Annotated in this window: 17 protein-coding genes; 8 read left to right on the top strand and 9 right to left on the bottom strand. The window is 70.5% G+C overall.

Going from position 1 to position 16,122, the window contains the following annotated elements; all coding sequences use genetic code 11:
* Positions 1-14: 14 nt before the first annotated feature.
* On the bottom strand, positions 15-1,223 hold the full coding sequence (locus OG898_RS15590; RefSeq protein ID WP_266957488.1) for a DUF3344 domain-containing protein: 1,209 nt from the start codon (positions 1,221-1,223) through the stop codon (positions 15-17).
* A gap of 87 nt (positions 1,224-1,310) precedes the next feature.
* On the opposite strand from OG898_RS15590, the gene OG898_RS15585 reads away from it, so the two are divergent.
* The 5 genes from OG898_RS15585 (at position 1,311) to OG898_RS15565 (ending at position 4,420) form a co-directional block, all read left to right on the top strand.
* Positions 1,311-1,565, top strand: a complete 255-nt coding sequence (locus OG898_RS15585) for a chaplin (RefSeq protein WP_250737628.1) — start codon at positions 1,311-1,313, stop codon at positions 1,563-1,565.
* A gap of 117 nt (positions 1,566-1,682) precedes the next feature.
* Positions 1,683-2,093, top strand: a complete 411-nt coding sequence (locus OG898_RS15580) for a rodlin (protein ID WP_112451357.1) — start codon at positions 1,683-1,685, stop codon at positions 2,091-2,093.
* Between the two features lie 252 nt (positions 2,094-2,345).
* Entirely contained in the window at positions 2,346-2,579 is a 234-nt protein-coding gene (locus OG898_RS15575) for a chaplin (protein ID WP_250737630.1), read from the top strand.
* 121 nt (positions 2,580-2,700) lie between these two features.
* Positions 2,701-3,903 carry a chaplin gene (locus tag OG898_RS15570; RefSeq protein ID WP_266957484.1) on the top strand — a complete coding sequence of 401 codons (1,203 nt, stop codon included), beginning with the start codon at positions 2,701-2,703 and terminating at the stop codon, positions 3,901-3,903.
* A gap of 166 nt (positions 3,904-4,069) precedes the next feature.
* Positions 4,070-4,420, top strand: a complete 351-nt coding sequence (locus OG898_RS15565; RefSeq protein WP_250737632.1) for a hypothetical protein — start codon at positions 4,070-4,072, stop codon at positions 4,418-4,420.
* 86 nt (positions 4,421-4,506) lie between these two features.
* Here the strand turns inward: OG898_RS15565 and OG898_RS15560 are convergent, their stop codons facing one another.
* Both OG898_RS15560 and OG898_RS15555 read right to left on the bottom strand, forming a co-directional pair.
* Positions 4,507-4,746 (bottom strand): chaplin, encoded by a 240-nt coding sequence (locus tag OG898_RS15560; protein WP_250737633.1) that lies wholly within the window; start codon positions 4,744-4,746, stop codon positions 4,507-4,509.
* 179 nt (positions 4,747-4,925) lie between these two features.
* Complete coding sequence (locus OG898_RS15555; RefSeq protein ID WP_266957481.1) at positions 4,926-5,468, bottom strand: hypothetical protein; 543 nt, start codon at positions 5,466-5,468, stop codon at positions 4,926-4,928.
* Positions 5,469-5,748: 280 nt separating this feature from the next.
* On the opposite strand from OG898_RS15555, the gene OG898_RS15550 reads away from it, so the two are divergent.
* Positions 5,749-6,159, top strand: coding sequence for a rodlin (locus tag OG898_RS15550; protein WP_250737635.1), 411 nt, complete (start codon positions 5,749-5,751; stop codon positions 6,157-6,159).
* A gap of 136 nt (positions 6,160-6,295) precedes the next feature.
* Here the strand turns inward: OG898_RS15550 and OG898_RS15545 are convergent, their stop codons facing one another.
* Positions 6,296-6,937: a vitamin K epoxide reductase family protein gene (locus OG898_RS15545; protein ID WP_250737636.1), complete on the bottom strand. Its 642-nt coding sequence runs from the start codon at positions 6,935-6,937 to the stop codon at positions 6,296-6,298.
* A gap of 192 nt (positions 6,938-7,129) precedes the next feature.
* On the opposite strand from OG898_RS15545, the gene OG898_RS15540 reads away from it, so the two are divergent.
* Complete coding sequence (locus OG898_RS15540; RefSeq protein ID WP_250737637.1) at positions 7,130-7,900, top strand: DUF6227 family protein; 771 nt, start codon at positions 7,130-7,132, stop codon at positions 7,898-7,900.
* An 18-nt stretch (positions 7,901-7,918) separates the two neighbouring features.
* Here the strand turns inward: OG898_RS15540 and OG898_RS15535 are convergent, their stop codons facing one another.
* From OG898_RS15535 to OG898_RS15520, 4 genes are all read right to left on the bottom strand, one after another.
* Positions 7,919-9,982 (bottom strand): fructose-specific PTS transporter subunit EIIC, encoded by a 2,064-nt coding sequence (locus OG898_RS15535; RefSeq protein WP_266957476.1) that lies wholly within the window; start codon positions 9,980-9,982, stop codon positions 7,919-7,921.
* Entirely contained in the window at positions 9,979-10,932 is a 954-nt protein-coding gene (gene pfkB, locus OG898_RS15530; RefSeq protein ID WP_250737650.1) for a 1-phosphofructokinase, read from the bottom strand. The genes OG898_RS15535 and pfkB overlap by 4 nt, the downstream gene beginning before the upstream one ends.
* The gene (locus tag OG898_RS15525; RefSeq protein ID WP_250737653.1) at positions 10,929-11,690 is read right to left on the bottom strand and encodes a DeoR/GlpR family DNA-binding transcription regulator; all 762 of its coding nucleotides are present in this window, start codon (positions 11,688-11,690) and stop codon (positions 10,929-10,931) included. Before OG898_RS15525 ends, pfkB begins: the two co-directional genes overlap by 4 nt.
* Positions 11,691-11,830: 140 nt before the next feature.
* Positions 11,831-13,426 carry an MFS transporter gene (locus OG898_RS15520; protein WP_250737656.1) on the bottom strand — a complete coding sequence of 532 codons (1,596 nt, stop codon included), beginning with the start codon at positions 13,424-13,426 and terminating at the stop codon, positions 11,831-11,833.
* A 62-nt stretch (positions 13,427-13,488) separates the two neighbouring features.
* Here OG898_RS15520 and OG898_RS15515 point away from each other — a divergent pair, with 62 nt between their 5' ends.
* Positions 13,489-14,472, top strand: a complete 984-nt coding sequence (locus tag OG898_RS15515) for a YafY family protein (RefSeq protein ID WP_266957473.1) — start codon at positions 13,489-13,491, stop codon at positions 14,470-14,472.
* 264 nt (positions 14,473-14,736) lie between these two features.
* Here the strand turns inward: OG898_RS15515 and OG898_RS15510 are convergent, their stop codons facing one another.
* Positions 14,737-15,714: an RNA polymerase sigma factor RpoD/SigA gene (locus OG898_RS15510; protein ID WP_250737663.1), complete on the bottom strand. Its 978-nt coding sequence runs from the start codon at positions 15,712-15,714 to the stop codon at positions 14,737-14,739.
* Between the last annotated feature and the right edge of the window lie 408 nt (positions 15,715-16,122).

The raw sequence follows: 16,122 nt of genomic DNA, 5'->3' as shown, positions 1-16,122 counted from the left end.
GTGGTCTCCTGCGTTCAGCGGCGCGCGTCTGTCTGAACGAAGAGCACACCGAGGAAATGACCCTGCTTTTCGCCCGTGAACCCGAAGGTCAGGCTGCGGGCGCCACCGGACAGGGCGGGGCTCAGATCGAACACGTCCGCGTCATATCCGAGGTTATTCATATGTTCGGGCTGTCGCACGAACGAGTGATCTCCGAATTCCGTGATCGTGGAATTCATAACATCATTAAAAGGATTTTCTCCGTCACTGAGACTGATCCGGCGCCCACTGTCGGCAGTCACCGTGAGTGAATCACCGAGCGTTCCGCGGTCCCCGTCGTACGCGACCACGCCGACCCGCCCCTGCGCGCCGGGCGCTGCGTCCAGACCGGTGAGGTCCACCGTCCCGTCACCGGCCCCCGCGGCCAGCCCTTCGAAGCCGTCCCAGATCGAGACCCTGCGCACCGGCTCCTGCGGGTGCTCGTAGGCCACCACCAGCGTCCAGCCGCCCCAGGCACCCATGTCCGAGTGCCCCATGGCGATGTTCAGCTGGGCCACCGTCCACATCCCGGCACCGCCCTTGCGGACCAGCGGGGTCACGTCGGCGGATGCCTGGTAGGCATCGCCGGCCGCGTCGCTGCGGTGCCCGATCACCGTGTCGGCCAGCACTTCCTTGTACGCGCCGCCCGGCTCGGCAACGAGCACCCGGCCGTTGTCCTCCGGCGGCTTCTGCTCGCCGACCCGCAGGTTCCCGCCCCAGTACAGCCGGGCGTACGAGACCTTCGCGCCCGCCGGGACCTTGAGCTCGGCCCGGGTGGAGTTGTAGGTGTCCGGGTCCTTGTCGACCTCGTCGTAGAACATCTCGTAGTCGCCGTTGGTCCCGGCCGCGCCCTTGTTGACCGCGGCACACGGCTCGGCCTGCTCGGACTCCTCCTTGCGGCATCCGATGGACGAGTTCGAGGCCCGGACCAGGCCGCCGTGCTGCACGGCTTGGTAACGCTGAGCGAAAGGCACCCGAGGTGCTTCCTTGACCAGCGGACTCCGCGCACCCGGCGGGGCGGCGGCCCCGGCAGCCGTACCGGCAAAGGGCACGTTCACCGAAAGTGTGAGGCAGGACAGCAGACCGAGCGTGCCGAGGATTCTGCGGGAGGAACCCATGACCCTGTCTCCATTTTCGATCAAGGGGACAAAACAGGAGTGAACTTTGTCAGAAATCAGGAGGGAAATCACGCCGGACTCGCTCATACGGCCTTTTGGGCGATAGCACGCACCCTGGAGACGGGCGCGTCGTTATGGGTTGCACCATTGTTCGACCCGAAAGGAAAAACGGAGATGAAGAAGAGGCTGATGCGCGGCACCACCCTGGCGGTCGCGAGCGCGGCGCTGCTGATGGGCGGCGCGGGCCTCGCCTCCGCGCACGGCGGCGACGGCGCGACGGCGAACGGCTTCACCGGCGAGTCCCCCGGCGTCCTGAGCGGCAACCTGCTCCAGGTCCCGGTCGACGTCCCGGTGAACGTGTGCGGCAACACCGTGAACGTGATCGCCCTGCTGAACCCCGCGTTCGGCACCACCTGCGTCAACGCCTGACGTCAACCGTGCGGTCCGAAACTTCGGCATCCGAGTGAAGACACGCAACCCAAACCGCGGTAGCGCCGTTGATCCGAGTGCTTGAGTACCGGGCAATCCTGCAAAAAAGGGACCATCATGATCAAGAAGTTTGCGGCCGGCGCAGCGGTTGCCGCCTCGTTCGTCGGTCTGGGTGCCGCCATGGCCCCGCAGGCCATGGCCATCGGCAATGACCACGGCATCAACACCGTGAACGGCAACGGGGCCTCGCAGATCTACGGCAACCAGGCCACGTACGGCAACATGAGCCCGCAGATGGCCCTCATCCAGGGCTCGTTCAACAAGCCCTGCATCGCTCTGCCCGCCAAGGCCAACGTCCAGTCCGTCCTGGCTCTGGTCAACGTCGGCGTCCAGGACATCCCCGTCCTGTCCAGCCCGCAGAACCAGCAGTGCACCGAGAACTCCACCCAGGCCAAGGGCGACGAGGCTCTCTCGCACATCCTCAGCAACATCCCGGTCCTGTCCGGCAACGCCTCCGCCGGCAGCTGACCAGCGCCGCGCCAGTCGACACAGCACCGCACCAGTGGGGCCGTCGCACCTTCGGGTCGCGGCGGCCCCGCCGCATGTCGGGACCCGAATAGGGACCATGAAGCAAACCGAACAATCCGGCCACAATTCAGGACGCACGGGCATCTGAGTGAATTGGCCGGAAGCGCGCGAAAATCCCCGGTTTCTTTTCCCGGACCCACTCGTTGTTATTTCTGCAGCGGATAGACCTCTGCGGGAAGGAAACGAAAACAAATGACGTACAAGAAGGCAGTGGTGCTGGCCGCCGGCATTCTGATGGCAGCCGGTGCCGCCTCCCCCGCCATGGCCGACGCGGCGGCGGACGGCAAGGCCGTCGGCTCCCCGGGCGTCCTGTCCGGCAACGTGCTCCAGGTCCCGGTGCACGTCCCGGTCAACGTCTGCGGCAACACCGTCAACGTGATCGCGCTGCTGAACCCCTCGTTCGGCAACACCTGCGTCAACGCCTGACGAAGCGCCTGTGCCCGCAAGGGCAGACCTCCTCGGGGTGGCCTCGGAGTGCACGGCGGTGCACTCCGAGGCCACCTTCGATTCACCACCGGCCGCAGGGCCGGTAGACAGGGAAGGACCCATGCGACAGGTACTGAGCCGACAGGTACTGGGCAAGGGGGTGCTCACCGCGGCCGCCGCGTCCAGTCTGCTGTCGATCGCGACCGGCGCGGCCTACGCACAACCCGGGGCGATGGCCGAGGCCTCCCATTCGCCGGGCGTGCTGGCCGGCAACAGCGTCTCGGTACCGATCACCTTCTCGCCGAACGTGTGCGGCAACACCGTGGACGCCGGAGCGGGCCTCAACCCCGCCATGGGCAACAACTGCGCCACCACGACCGGCTCCGACGGCGGACACGACTACGAGCGCTACCTCAGCCCGCAGCAGGCGGAGCAGGTCCGCCGGTACGTCGACCAGCACGACCGGGACGACCGGCGCGAGGACCGCGAGGACCGGCACGAGCAGGGCGGCTACGGCGACCGCGGACCCGAGCAGCAGGGCGGCCACGGAGACGACGGACCCGGGCAGCAGGGCGGCCACGAGGACCACGGACCCGGGCAGCAGGGCGGCTACGGGGAGTCCGGCGGCCCCGGCGAGGAGGAGTGCGACGACCACCCCGCCCCGGAGAAGCCCGAGCCGCGGCCGCAGCACCCGCCGGAGCAGCACGCCGAGCACCCCCCGGCCCCGCAGCACGCGCCCCCCGCGCCGAAGCCGCTGCCCACGCCTGCTCCCGAGGCGGAGCACCCGGCGCCCGCACCGGCTCCCGCGCCCGCTCCCGTAGTGCAGGCACCCGCGCCGCAGCCCGAGCCCGTACCGGCGCCGGCACCGGCTCCCGCACCGGTCGAGGAGGCCCCGCAGCCGCTTCCGGCGCCGGCCCCCGGGCCCGCTCCCGTAGTGGAGGAGGCTCCGCACACGCTCCCCGCTCCGGCGCCCGTCGTGCAGGAAGCCCCCGCGCCGATGCCCCCGCACGGCAGCCAGGTCGTGGAGCACCCGGCGCCGGTAGTGCCCCCGGCCGACCAGCCGCCGGCGGCCCCCGCCGGTGACCTGCCCGTCCCGCTCCCCCCGGCACCGCTGCCCGCCCCGGCACCCGCCCCGGCCCCGGTTCCCGCGCCGGCTCCGGCACCCGCGCCCGAGGCCGTTCCCGTCGCGGCGGTCCCCGCGGGCCCCGCGCGGCAGGAGCTGGCCGCGACCGGTGCCGGCCAGCCCGGCGCCGCGGCAGCGCTGGCCTCGGCCCTGATCCTGGGCGGCGCGATTCTGTACCGCAGGTCCCGTAACGCCGCCTGACGGCAATAACGGTAATCGGAAGAAATATCGGCCGGAGAGTCCCTTGTCGGATTCTCCGGCCGTTGCCGTGTTCGGTTCCGCGTTTCCGCGGCGCCGGGGAATCGTTAACCAGGTCGAAAGTGGCGCGACGGTCGCCACTGGGCACCCCTAGAAAAGGATTTTGATAATGAAGCTCTCGAAGGTCGCCGCAGTCGTCGCCGGCTCCGTCGCCGCCCTCGGCGCCGCCTCCCCCGCCTTCGCCGCCACCGAGGCGCCGGCCGTCCCCATGAGCCTGACGAGCGGGCTGACGGCAGTCACCGACTCGGTGAACCCGGTATCGGCGGCGCTGCCCCAGACCGTGGGCAACGGACTGGCCGAGCAGGGCGAGAGCGTCCAGAAGGTCGTGACCACCGTCCAGAAGGTCAACGAGGTCAAGAACGATGCTCCGGCCGAGGTCATGCACCTCGCCAACGGGGCTACCCAGGCCTCCCCGCTGCTCGGCGGAGTGAAGCTCAACGGCGGCGGCCCCAAGCACTGACGGGCCCGGCCCGTTCTCCCGCCGACATGACTGTGGGCGCCCCCGGCCTCGCCGGTGGCGCCCACAGTCACGTGTTGTGTCGAACGTCAGTCGTTGACGCAGACGTTGCCGAACGCCGGGTTCAGCGCGCCGATCACGTTCACGGAGTTGCCGCAGACGTTGACCGGGACGTGGACCGGGACCTGTCCCAGGTTGCCCGAGAGGACACCGGGGGAACCCACGGCCGCGCCCTCAGCCTTGGAGTCGGCCATTGCGGAGCCGGCGGCACCGGCCGCAGCGAGACCAGCGGTGGCCAGGACCAGGGCGGCCTTCTTGGCAGTGTTCATGGGAAGTGCACCTTCTCTTCGATGTTCTGCCCCGATTCCGGGGCTCACATCGAGCGAAACGGTCCACCATCCCAGACGACACGGTTCCGCACGCGATCAGACCTGTTCAGCCCAATAGTCGTAACCGCGTGCGGGTCCGTGTACGGATCCGGGTCTCGTCCCGGCCCCGTCCCCGGTTCCTAGGGAAGGAACTGGGCGAACGACGGGATCTGCGGGACGAGGCCCGTCGGCGTCCCGGGCACCGCCGGCGCGGCGGGCACCGAACTCGCGGGCGGAGCCGCGGGATCGGAGACCGGGACCGCCGGGATGTCGGGGATCGGGACGTCGGGGATCGGGATGTCGGGGATCTCCGGAATTGCAGGGAGCTGCAGGTCGGGGAGCCCCGGGATCGCAGGGATCTCAGGCAGGGCCGGGAGCGCGGGGATCTGCGGCAGGGCCGGGAGCGCGGGCAGTTTGATCTCGGGGATCTTGATCCCCGGCAGCAGGGTGCCCAGGCTCTTGGTCAGGTCCGCCAGGATCTTGGAGACCGCGGCGAGGGCGTCTTCGACGGGACCCGCCGCCGCCACCCTCTCGTTGATCTCCTCCTGGGCTGCCGCCACCCGGTTCGCGGCGGCACCGGCACCTTCTGCGGCGCCCGCGGGAGCTGCCGCGCCGGTGAGTATGACGACCGCCAGGGCCGACGGGACGAGGACGCGGATGCGGGAGGCCTTGGTGCGGTGCATGGGTGTTCCTTCTGGTGGTCGCTCAGAAGCGGACCCGAGCGATCCGCTTCCTTACCCACCGTGCGAAGGGGTTCCACGGAGCGCAACAGGAGCGCCGGGTCCCGTACGCCCCTGCGGGGTGCGTACGGGCTTCGCGCACGCGTCCGGGGGCGGCTCACCCCACCCGGGGAAAACCTGCACGCAGACAGGCCGTTTGAGTGAAGCAGCAGAACCAACCCTCCCGCGGGGCAGTTGATCAGGGCGCTCCACTAGCGGGCACTCGTGCGACAAAAGGATCAAGATGCTCAAGAAGATCATGACTGCTGCCGCGGTCACCGCCGCCGCCGTCGGCGCGGGCGCTGCTGCTGCCGCCCCCGCCATGGCGATCGGCAACGACAACGGGATCAACACCGTCAACGGGAACGGTGCCGTGCAGGCGTACGGCAACCAGAAGACCCACGGTGACATGAGCCCGCAGCTCGGCGTCGTCCAGGGCACCCTGAACAAGCCCTGCATCGGTCTGCCGGCCAAGGTCAACGCCCAGTCGCTGGTCGCGCTGCTCAACATCGGTGTCCAGGACATCAACGTCCTGTCCAACCCGCAGAACCAGCAGTGCACCGAGAACTCCACCCAGGCGAAGGGCGACGAGCCGCTCTCGCACATCCTGGACAACATCCCGGTCCTCTCGGGCAACCTCTCCGCCAACAGCTGATCTCCGCTCCCGATCTACGGTCCGGGCATTCGGCGCCCGTGGAGCGACGCGTTCGAAGTTGCGGTGTGAAGTCGTGAAGTGACGAGGGCCCCGGCAGCGTCCAGCTGCCGGGGCCCTCGCATGTCGTCCGGCGGCCTCAGCCGGTCCAGAAGTCCCACCACCGGGTCAGGATGAGCATCCCGATCACGCCGGTGTGCAGGACGGGCGGGGCCCAGCCGAATTCGGCGAAGAAGTTCCGTACGGGCGCGGGCGCGGGGAGGATCCCCGTCCGGACGGTGTGCGCGGTGACCGCCCAGAACATCACCAGGGTGGCCGCCCAGGTCAGGCAGCACCACAGGCAGAGCGCGTTGATCTCGTAGAGCGACTGGACCATGAGCCAGGAGCAGAATCCGACGCCGAAGAGCATTCCGGCGTCGAGACCGAGCCAGAACCAGCCGCGGTGGCGGGCCCCGGCCAGCAGGCCGGCGCCGACGCACACGACCGCCCCGTAGGCGACCAGTCCCAGCATCGGGTTCGGGAAGCCGAAGGCCGCCGCCTGCTCGCTCTTCATCACGCTGCCGCAGGAGACCACCGGATTGAGACTGCACGCGGGCTTGAAGTCCGGGTTCTCCAGCAGCAGGAACTTGTCCAGGGTGATGATCCAGGCGGCCAGCACTCCGGCGGCCCCGGTGATCAGCAGTACCCAGGCCAGCGCGCGGGAAGCTGCGATCGGTTCTGCGTCCTTGCGGTTCTGGGGGCGGCCCTGCTGGCGGGGGACGCCCACGGTATTTGTTGCCATACGGTCATGCTCCCGCCCTTGTGCCCGGTATCCGGCCCAACCATGCTCATCGACATGGAGGTTGACCTGAAGGGGTGGCTGGAACCCCTGACGCTTCCCGGACGTTTTACCGAACCCCGGACGTGATGTCAGACCCAGGGGCTACGTTGAGCTTCCGCGAAGTGACGAGCTGCGACGGCCTGGAGACCCACCTTGAGCGATCCGCACGAGACAACCGAGGCGCACCTCGAGCGACTCCTGGGCCGCGCCCTCAACTCCTTCGACCTGCCTGACGAATTGGTCGAGCGGCTGGGCACCGCGCTCGCCCACAGGTCCTCGCTCCACACCACCCGGCGCAGCCCGGCGGCGGGACCGTGGCGGGAGATACACCGGCACGCCTACCTGCTGTCCGACGGCGACTCCGTGGTCCTGTGGGAGCTGGCGCACCGTCAGGACTCCGACCTCTCGATACGGTACGAGGTCTTCGCGAGCAAGGCGGAGACCTGCCTCGCGGCGGCCCGGCTCTTCGGCGAGGTCCCCTCGCAGGTGGCGCGGGAGCTCGTGGAGGTGACGGTCGAGGAGGAGCCGGAGAGCGACATCGCCGTGCTGAGCTCGCTGTTCACCAATCCGACCCCGGCCCAGCGGCACCGCGAGTACGCGGTGGAGGAGTCCGCGGACCACGCCCGCCGGGTGCTGCGCCGTGCGGAGAACCCGGACCGGCCGGGCGAGCGGGTGGCCCTGCTCCTGCGCTCGGCCTACGCGCACCAGATCACTCAGGTGTTCGGCACCCGGCAGTGCCTGGCGGACGGGCGGGACGCCGGCTTCAGCCTGTACGAGCACTCCTTCGTCCTGCTGGACGGCAGCGAGTTCAGCCTGTGGGAGGTCGAGCACACGGTGACCCCGGACGGGCGGCACATGTGCGAGGTCTACGAGACCGAAACGGCCGCGCGCGGAGCCATGGAGCTCCGCGCGCGGGTGAGGTGACGGGGTCGGGGACGGCGGTCAGGCTGCGGTGGTGACCTGCGCCGGGTCCGGCAGGGGCGCCGCTTCGGCGGCCCCGGCCTGCTGCCGCGGGGACTCGTCCTGCTTGCGCATCCCCTTGAGGAGGACGACCAGGCCGGCGGTGGTGGCCGTACCGGCGGCGATGGCGATCAGGTAGAGCAGCGGGTTGCCGATCAGCGGGATCACGAAGATACCGCCGTGCGGGGCCCGCAGGGTGCACTCGAAGGCCATCGAGAGCGCTCCGGTGACCGCGCCGCCCACCATGGAGGCCGGGATCACGCGCAGCGGGTCGGCCGCGGCGAACGGGATGGCGCCCTCGCTGATGAAGGAGGCGCCGAGGAACCAGGCGGCCTTGCCGTTCTCGCGCTCGGTCTTGGAGAAGAGCCGGCCGCGGACCGTGGTGGCCAGCGCCATCGCCAGCGGCGGCACCATGCCGGCGGCCATCACGGCGGCCATGACCTTGAGGCTGCCCTCGTTGGGGGTGGCGAGGCCGCCGATGGCGAAGGCGTAGGCCACCTTGTTGAGCGGGCCGCCGAGGTCGAAGCACATCATCAGGCCGAGGATGACGCCGAGGATGATCGCGTTGGCTCCGGAGAGGCCCGACAGCCAGTCGGTGAGGGCCTGTTGGAGCGAGGCGACGGGCTTGCCGACGACCAGGAACATCAGGAACGCGGTGACGGCGGAGCCGATGAGCGGCAGGACCACCACCGGCATGATCCCGCGCAGGGCGGTGGGGATCTTCAGCCGCTGGACGGCGAGGACGGTGCCGCCCGCGATGAGGCCGGCGATCAGGCCGCCGAGGAAGCCGGCGTTGATGGTCAGGGCCACGGCGCCGCCGACGAAGCCGGGGACGAGACCGGGGCGGTCGGCCATGCCGTAGGCGATGTAGCCGGCGAGGACCGGGACGAGGAAGCCGAAGGCGAGGCCGCCGGTCTGGAAGAGGAGCGCGGCCCAGCTGGCGGCCTCGGTCCAGACGAAGTGGTCGGCGACCGAGGGCGCGGTGTTGATCTCGTATCCGCCGATGGCGAAGGCGAGGGCGATGAGGAGGCCGCCCGCGGCGACGAAGGGGACCATGTAACTGACGCCGGACATCAGCCAGGTGCGGAGCTTCGCGCCGTAGCCGTCCTGGGGCTCGCCGGCCTCTTCGACCGGGGTCGGGGTGGTGGAGATCTCGCCTCGGGCGGCCTTGTCGCGGGCCTCCTGGAGGAGTTCCGCGGGGCGGTTGATGCCCGCCTTGACGCCCACGTCGACGGTGGGCTTGCCGGCGAAGCGGGCCCTTTCCCTGACCGGGACGTCGTGGGCGAAGACGGCCGCGTCGGCGGCGGCGATGGTTTCGGGGGTGAGCTTGGTGAAGCCGGCGGAGCCCTGGGTTTCGACCGTGAGCTCTATGCCTTCGGCTTGGGCGGCCTGGGTGAGGGCCTCGGCGGCCATGTAGGTGTGGGCGATGCCCGTGGGGCAGGAGGTGACGGCCACCACTCGGAACGGCTGCCCTGCGGGGCTTTCCCCACCCCGCCCCTTCCCGAAACCGGGGGCTCCGCCCCCGGACCCCCGCTCCTCAAACGCCGGAGGGGCTGAATTGGGCGCTGGAGGGGCTGGATTGGTGGCCGGCGGGGCCGGGTTCTCGGATTCGCCCGCGACCAGGGCCGCGGCTTCCGCCGGGGTGGTCGCCGCGCGGAGGGCTGCGACGAAGTCGGGGCGCATCAGGCGGCGGGCCAGGGTGGAGAGGATCGACAGGTGGGCGTCGTCGGCGCCTGCGGGGGCGGCTATCAGGAAGATCAGGTCCGCCGGGCCGTCCGGGGCGCCGAAGTCGATGCCGGAGGTGGAGCGGCCGAAGGCCAGGGTGGGGGTCGTGACGTGGGCGGACCGGCAGTGGGGGATGCCTATGCCGCCTTCCAGGCCGGTCGGCATCTGGGCCTCGCGCGCCGCCACGTCGGCCAGGAAGCCGTCCAGGTCGGTGACCCGGCCCAGCGCCACCATCCGTTCGGCGAGGGCACGTGCCGCCCCCTCCTTGGACTCGGCGGACAGGTCGAGGTCGACCAGTTGAGGGGTGATCATCTCGCTCATCGCTCGTCGCTCATTTCGGACAGAGGGAGGTCCAGGGGCAGGTCCTGGGTGATGTGGACCGCGTCGGGGCGCAGGTCGGAAGGGGCCGGCATGGCGCTGCCCGGAAGCTGGACCGCGGCAGCGCCGTGGGCCAGGGCGGAGGCCAGGGCCGCAGGGCCCGTACCCCCCGCGATCAGGAAGCCGGCGAGGGACGCGTCACCCGCGCCGACGTTGCTGCGGACCGAGGAGACGGGCGCCGTGCCGTAGTAGGTGCCCTCCTCGGAGACCAGGAGCTGGCCGTCCGCGCCGAGGGAGGCCAGGACCGCGCCCGCGCCCAGCGAGCGCAGCTCCTCCGCGGCCTTGAGCACGTCGCCGAGGGTGGCCAGGGGCCGTCCGACCGCCGCCGCGAGCTCCGAGGCGTTGGGCTTGATCACGTCCGGGCGGGCCGGCAGCGCCGCGAGCAGTGCCGGGCCCGAGGTGTCCAGCGCGATGCGGGCGCCCGCGGCGTGGGCCCGGGTCACGATGTCGGCGTACCACTCGGGGCTCAGGCCGCGCGGGAGGCTGCCGCAGCAGGCGATCCAGGCGGCGCCGCCCGAGCAGGTGCGGACCGTTTCCAGGAGGAGCGCCGATTCCTCGGGGGTCAGCGCCGGGCCGGCGGCGTTGATCTTGGTGAGCGTGCCGTCCGGTTCGGCGAGGGAGATGTTGGAGCGGGTCTGTCCGGCGATGGAGACCGCCGTGACGTCCACGCCCTGGGCGCCGAGGAGTTCGGCGATCATCGTGCCCGGTGCGCCGCCGAGCGGCAGGACCGCCGTCGTACGGACGCCCGCGGCGGCCACCGCGCGGGAGACGTTCACGCCCTTGCCCCCGGGGTCGACCCGGTCGGTGGTGGCGCGCAGTACCTCACCGCGGTCCAGCGAGGGGACTTCGTAGGTCCGGTCGAGGGAGGGATTGGGGGTGACGGTGAGGATCATACGAGCACAACTTCCGTACCGGCGGCCTCGATCGCCGCCTTGTGGGCGGGGCTGAGCCCCTGGTCCGTGATGAGGAGGTCGACGTCGGCGAAGGTGCCGAAGCACGCGAAGTGCTCCTGGCCCGCCTTCGCGGAGTCGGCGAGGAGGACGACGCGGCGGGCTGCCGCCATCGCGGCCCGCTTGACGGCGGCCTCGGCGAGATCGGGGGTGGTCAGGCCACCCTCGGGCGTGAAGCCGTTCGTCGCGAGGAAGAGGACGTCCGCGCGGATCTCGGCGTATGCCCGCAGGGCCCACGCGTCGACCGCGGCGCGGGTGCGGTGGCGGACCCGGCCTCCGACGAGGTGGAGGTCGATGCCGGTGTGGTCGGCGAGCCGGGCGGCGACGGGCAGCGCGTGGGTGACCACGGTGAGCGCGGTGTCGACGGGAATGGCCGCCGCGAGGCGGGCCACCGTACTGCCCGCGTCGAGCACGATGCTGCCGCCGTCGGGGAGTTCAGCGAGGGCGGCGGCCGCGATGCGGTCCTTCTCGTCGGCCGCGGTGGCCTCGCGCTCGGTGAGGTCCGGCTCGAAGTCGAGGCGGCCGGCCGGTATGGCACCGCCGTGCACCCGGCGCACGAGCCCGGCCCGGTCCAGGGCCTTGAGGTCGCGGCGCACGGTCTCGGCCGTGACCTGGAACTGGTCGGCCAGGGACAGGACATCGACCCGGCCCGCCTCGCGGGCGAGGCGGAGGATCTCCTGCTGGCGCTCCGGTGCGTACATGTGGTTTCAGATCCGTTCGATGCCCGACTCTGTGGGTTCTCTCGTAGAGTACGCCCGTTTGCGGCCGAAAACAAAACAAACGGGCATGTCCGCCAACAGAGGCGGACATGCCCGTGAGTGAGGTGCTCAGGCGCGCGGTGCTAGCCCACGTGCTCCGTGCCGCCCTCGCGCTCGGCCATGGGGACGGCCTTGCGCGGCAGCATGAACATCACGGAGAAGATCACGACCAGGACGGCCACGACCCACCACATGGCGTTGTGGAACGCGTCGACGTAGGGCGGCCCGAAGACCCGGTCGTCCTCGATGAAGCCGAAGTAGACGACGGAGGTCAGGCCGAGGCCCAGCGCGTTGCCCATCTGGCCGGTGGTGTTGATCAGCCCGGACGCCGAGCCGGCGTGCTCGCGCGGCACCTCGGAGAGCACGGTGTCGGTCAGCGGCGCGATGATCAGGCCCATGCCGATGCCCATGACGATCAGCGGGGCGGCCATCTGCCAGGAGGTGATGGTCATGCCGTAGCGGTCCGACTCCCAGATGTAGAGGAGCACGCCCGCGGCCATGACCAGCGCGCCGGCCTGGAGCACCTTGCGGCCGAAGCGCGGTACGAGCTTCTGTACGGACATGCCCGCGGCGGCCGAGACGGCGATCGAGAACGGGATGCCCGTGGAGCCGGCCTTCAGGGCGCTCCAGCCGAGGCCCATCTGCATGTAGAGCGTCCAGACCAGGAAGAAGATGCCGGTCGCGATGCCGAAGGTCAGCTGGACGGCGATGCCGCCCGCGAAGCTCTTGACCTTGAAGAGGGACAGCTCGACGAGCGGGGAGCCGTCCTTCTGGATCTTGTACTTCTCGTAGGCGATGAAGACGCCGAAGACCGCGGGCGAGGCGATCATGCAGACGAAGCCCCACACGGGCCAGTCGTTCTCGCGGCCGTGGGTGAGCGGGAAGATCAGCATGACCAGGGCGAGGGTGGCGAGCACCACGCCCACCAGGTCCAGGCGCAGCGCCTTGGGGGCCTTGGACTCGGAGATGAACTTGCGGCCCAGGATCACGCCGGCGATGCCGACGGGCAGGTTGATCAGGAAGATCGGGCGCCATTCGAGACCGGCGATGTTCCACTCGGTGAGCAGCGCGCCGAGCATCGGGCCCGAGACGGCACCGAGACCGATGATCGCGCCGAACAGGCCGAAGACCTTGCCGCGCTCGTGCGGCGGGAAGGTGACGTGGATGATCGCGAGCACCTGCGGGACCATCATGGCCGCCATGCCGCCCTGGAGGATGCGGGCGGCGACGAGCACGTCGGGGTTCGGGGCGAGGCCGCAGAGCAGCGAAGCCGCGGTGAAGCCGGATATGCCGATGAGGAACAGGCGCTTGCGGCCGTAGATGTCACCGAGACGGCCGCCGGTGATCAGGCCGGCGGCGAAGGCGAGTGCGTAGCCGGCGGTGATCCACTGGATGGCGCTCGTGGAGGCGCCGAGGTCCTCGCGCATCCGGGGTATCGCGATGTTGACGATCGTGACGTCGACCAGGTCCATGAAGGCGGCGGTCATCACGATGGCGAGCGCGATCCAGCGACGGCGGTCGGCGGGGACATCGGGGGCGGCGGACTCGCCGGGTGCGCCCGTGTCTCCGGCGTCGCCGGCCTTGCTGATCGAGGTGGTCTCTGCGGGAGGGTCGGTCCGCTCTTCTTGTACGGGCCCGTTCTTTCCTTCGGGCGATGACTGGGTCGTCTCGGTGCTCATGAAGAGAAACCTAGACGGCATGTAGGTCAGTTGGTGTCCTATTTGGCTGGCACCTTTGAACCATGACCGATACCCCGGCCCGCCTCCTCTCCCTCCTCTCCCTGCTCCAGACCCCGCGCGAGTGGCCCGGGAGCGAGCTGGCCGAGCGGCTGCGGGTGAGTGCCCGCACGATCCGGCGGGACATCGACCGCCTGCGGGAGCTGGGGTACCCGGTGGAGGCCACGCTGGGCGCGGAGGGCGGCTACCGGCTGGTGGCGGGAGCGGCGATGCCGCCGCTCGTCCTGGACGACGAGGAGGCCGTGGCGATCGCGGTGGGGCTGCGGGCGGGGGCCGGGCACGCGATCGAGGGCGTGGAGGAGGCCTCCGTACGGGCCCTCGCGAAGCTGGAGCAGGTCCTGCCGGGGCGGCTGCGGCGGCGGGTGGGCGCGCTGCAGTCGGCGACGGTCGCGGTGGCGCGGGGCGACGGGGCGCGCGTGGATCCGCGGACGCTGACGGCGATCGCCTCGGCGGTGGCGGGTCCGGAGCGGCTGCGGTTCGCGTACCTGGCCCGGGACGGGGCGGCCTCGCGGCGGCTGGTGGAGCCGTACCGGCTGGTCAGCACCGGGAGCCGGTGGTACCTCGTGGCCTACGACATGGAGCGCGGGGACTGGCGGACCTTCCGGGTGGACCGGGTGAGCGAGCCTTGCGCGACGGGGGTTCGGTTCGTGAAGCGGGAGCTGCCGATGGATGCGGTGGAGTTCGTGCGGAGGGGGCTGCGGGGTGGGGAGACCTACCTGGTGGATGTCACCTTCACGGTCACTGTCACGGGTGACGGTCGTGCGGATGCCCTGCCGGGGTGGTTGCGGGAGCGGGTGGTGGTGGAGCCGGGCTCCGGGGTGGTGGAGCCGGGTGGGGTTAGGGTGCGGTTCGAGTCCGCGGACTCGCCCGAGTGGCTGGTGGCGCGGTTGGCCTTGGTCGGCGTGCCGTTCAGCGTGCACGGGCCGGAGGCTCTGGTGGAGGCGGCTCGGGTGCTGGGTGCACGGTTGACGGAGGCTTCGGGGGCTTAGGCGGGGCCCTGCGGGGCTGTCCCCTACCCGCCCTTCCACCGTTCCCCGGGCTGTGCCCGGACCCCTTAAGAGACCCGGGGCTCCGCCCCGGACCCCGCTCCTCAAACGCCGGAGGGGCTGAGATGTACGCCGGGGGGGCTGAGATGTGCGGCGGAGGGGCTGAGATGTGCGCCGGAGGGGCTGTAGCAAGGCAAAGGGGAGCCCCCGGCGCCTGGGGGGGATAGGCGCCGGGGGCTCGTATGGGGGGCTTCTTTTCGGGGCCGGTCAGGCCACCGCGTCGAAGCCGGTGTCGCGGGCCATCTTCTTCAGTTCGAGCAGCGCGTGCTTCTCGATCTGGCGGATCCGCTCGCGGGTCAGGCCGTGCTGCTTGCCCACTTCCGTCAGCGTACGCTCTCGACCGTCGTCGATGCCGTAACGCATCTTGATGATCGACGCGGTTCGCTGGTCCAGCTTGCCCAGCAGGTCCTCCAGCTCCTCGCTGCGGAGGAGGGAGAGGACGGACTGCTCGGGGGAGATGGCCGAGGTGTCTTCCAGCAGGTCGCCGAACTGCGTGTCGCCGTCCTCGTCCACGCCCATGTTCAGGCTGACCGGGTCGCGCGCCCAGTCCAGGACGTCGCCGACGCGCTTCTCCGTGGTGTCCAGCTCGGCGGCGATCTCCGCGTGTTCCGGGTCGCGGCCGTTCTCGCGGTTGAACTCGCGCTGGACCCGGCGGATCCGGCCGAGCTCCTCCACCAGGTGGACGGGCAGGCGGATGGTGCGGGACTGGTCGGCGATGGAACGGGTGATGGCCTGGCGGATCCACCACGTGGCGTACGTGGAGAACTTGAAGCCCTTGGCGTAGTCGAACTTCTCCACGGCGCGGACCAGGCCGGCGTTGCCCTCCTGGATGAGGTCGAGGAGCGGCAGTCCGCTGCGCGGGTAGCGGCGGGCCACGGCGACGACCAGGCGGAGGTTGGAGCGGATGAAGACTTCCTTGGCGCGCTCGCCCTCGGCGGCCAGGAGTTCGAGCTCCTCCTGGGAGGGCTTCTTGCCCTTGCGCTCTATCGCGCCGTCGAGGATCTGCTGGGCGTACACACCCGCCTCGATGATCTGCGAGAGCTCGACTTCCTTGGCCGCGTCGAGCAGCGGCGTGCGTGCGATCTCGTCCAGGTACATGCCGACCAGGTCGCGGTCTGCGATCTCCCCGCCCACAGCGCGAGCGCTGCTCGTGGACTGACGACGGGCGACGGCGCGGGTTGCCATGCGTGCTCCCTTGCGATGAGTTCGGTCGCGGTGGTGCGGTGGTTCGGCTGCACTGGTGCGGCTGCCCGGACACTCTCCCGAGTGCCCGCTTCCGAAGGAAACAACGACTGGAATCGGGACAGAATTCCCACGTTGCTCCCTGTTTTTCGAGATCTTGCAGTATCCTGCCCCGCCATCCCCCGATCCGAGTGGATCAGCGATGCCGCCGGGCCTGAAGATCCGCAGGTCAGGGCAGGGATTGCGGCCGGTTCCGGGGGCCCCGCGGGCCACCCGAGGGGGGCGGCGATGAGACCACCGTCACACTTGACACGGCCGCCTTCGCCCCTGTCGCAGCGTCGCCCCCGGCTGCACTCCCACCCCAGGAGACGAGCCCCGGCGGCTTCTGGTTGCCTCGTCCGGCGATGACCT

It is taken from the genome of Streptomyces sp. NBC_00193 (assembly GCF_026342735.1).
Taxonomy (GTDB): Bacteria; Actinomycetota; Actinomycetes; order Streptomycetales; family Streptomycetaceae; genus Streptomyces; species Streptomyces stoeckheimensis.
The sequence above is the reverse complement of the archived record's forward strand: the minus strand, read 5'-3'. Positions and strand labels throughout refer to the sequence as shown.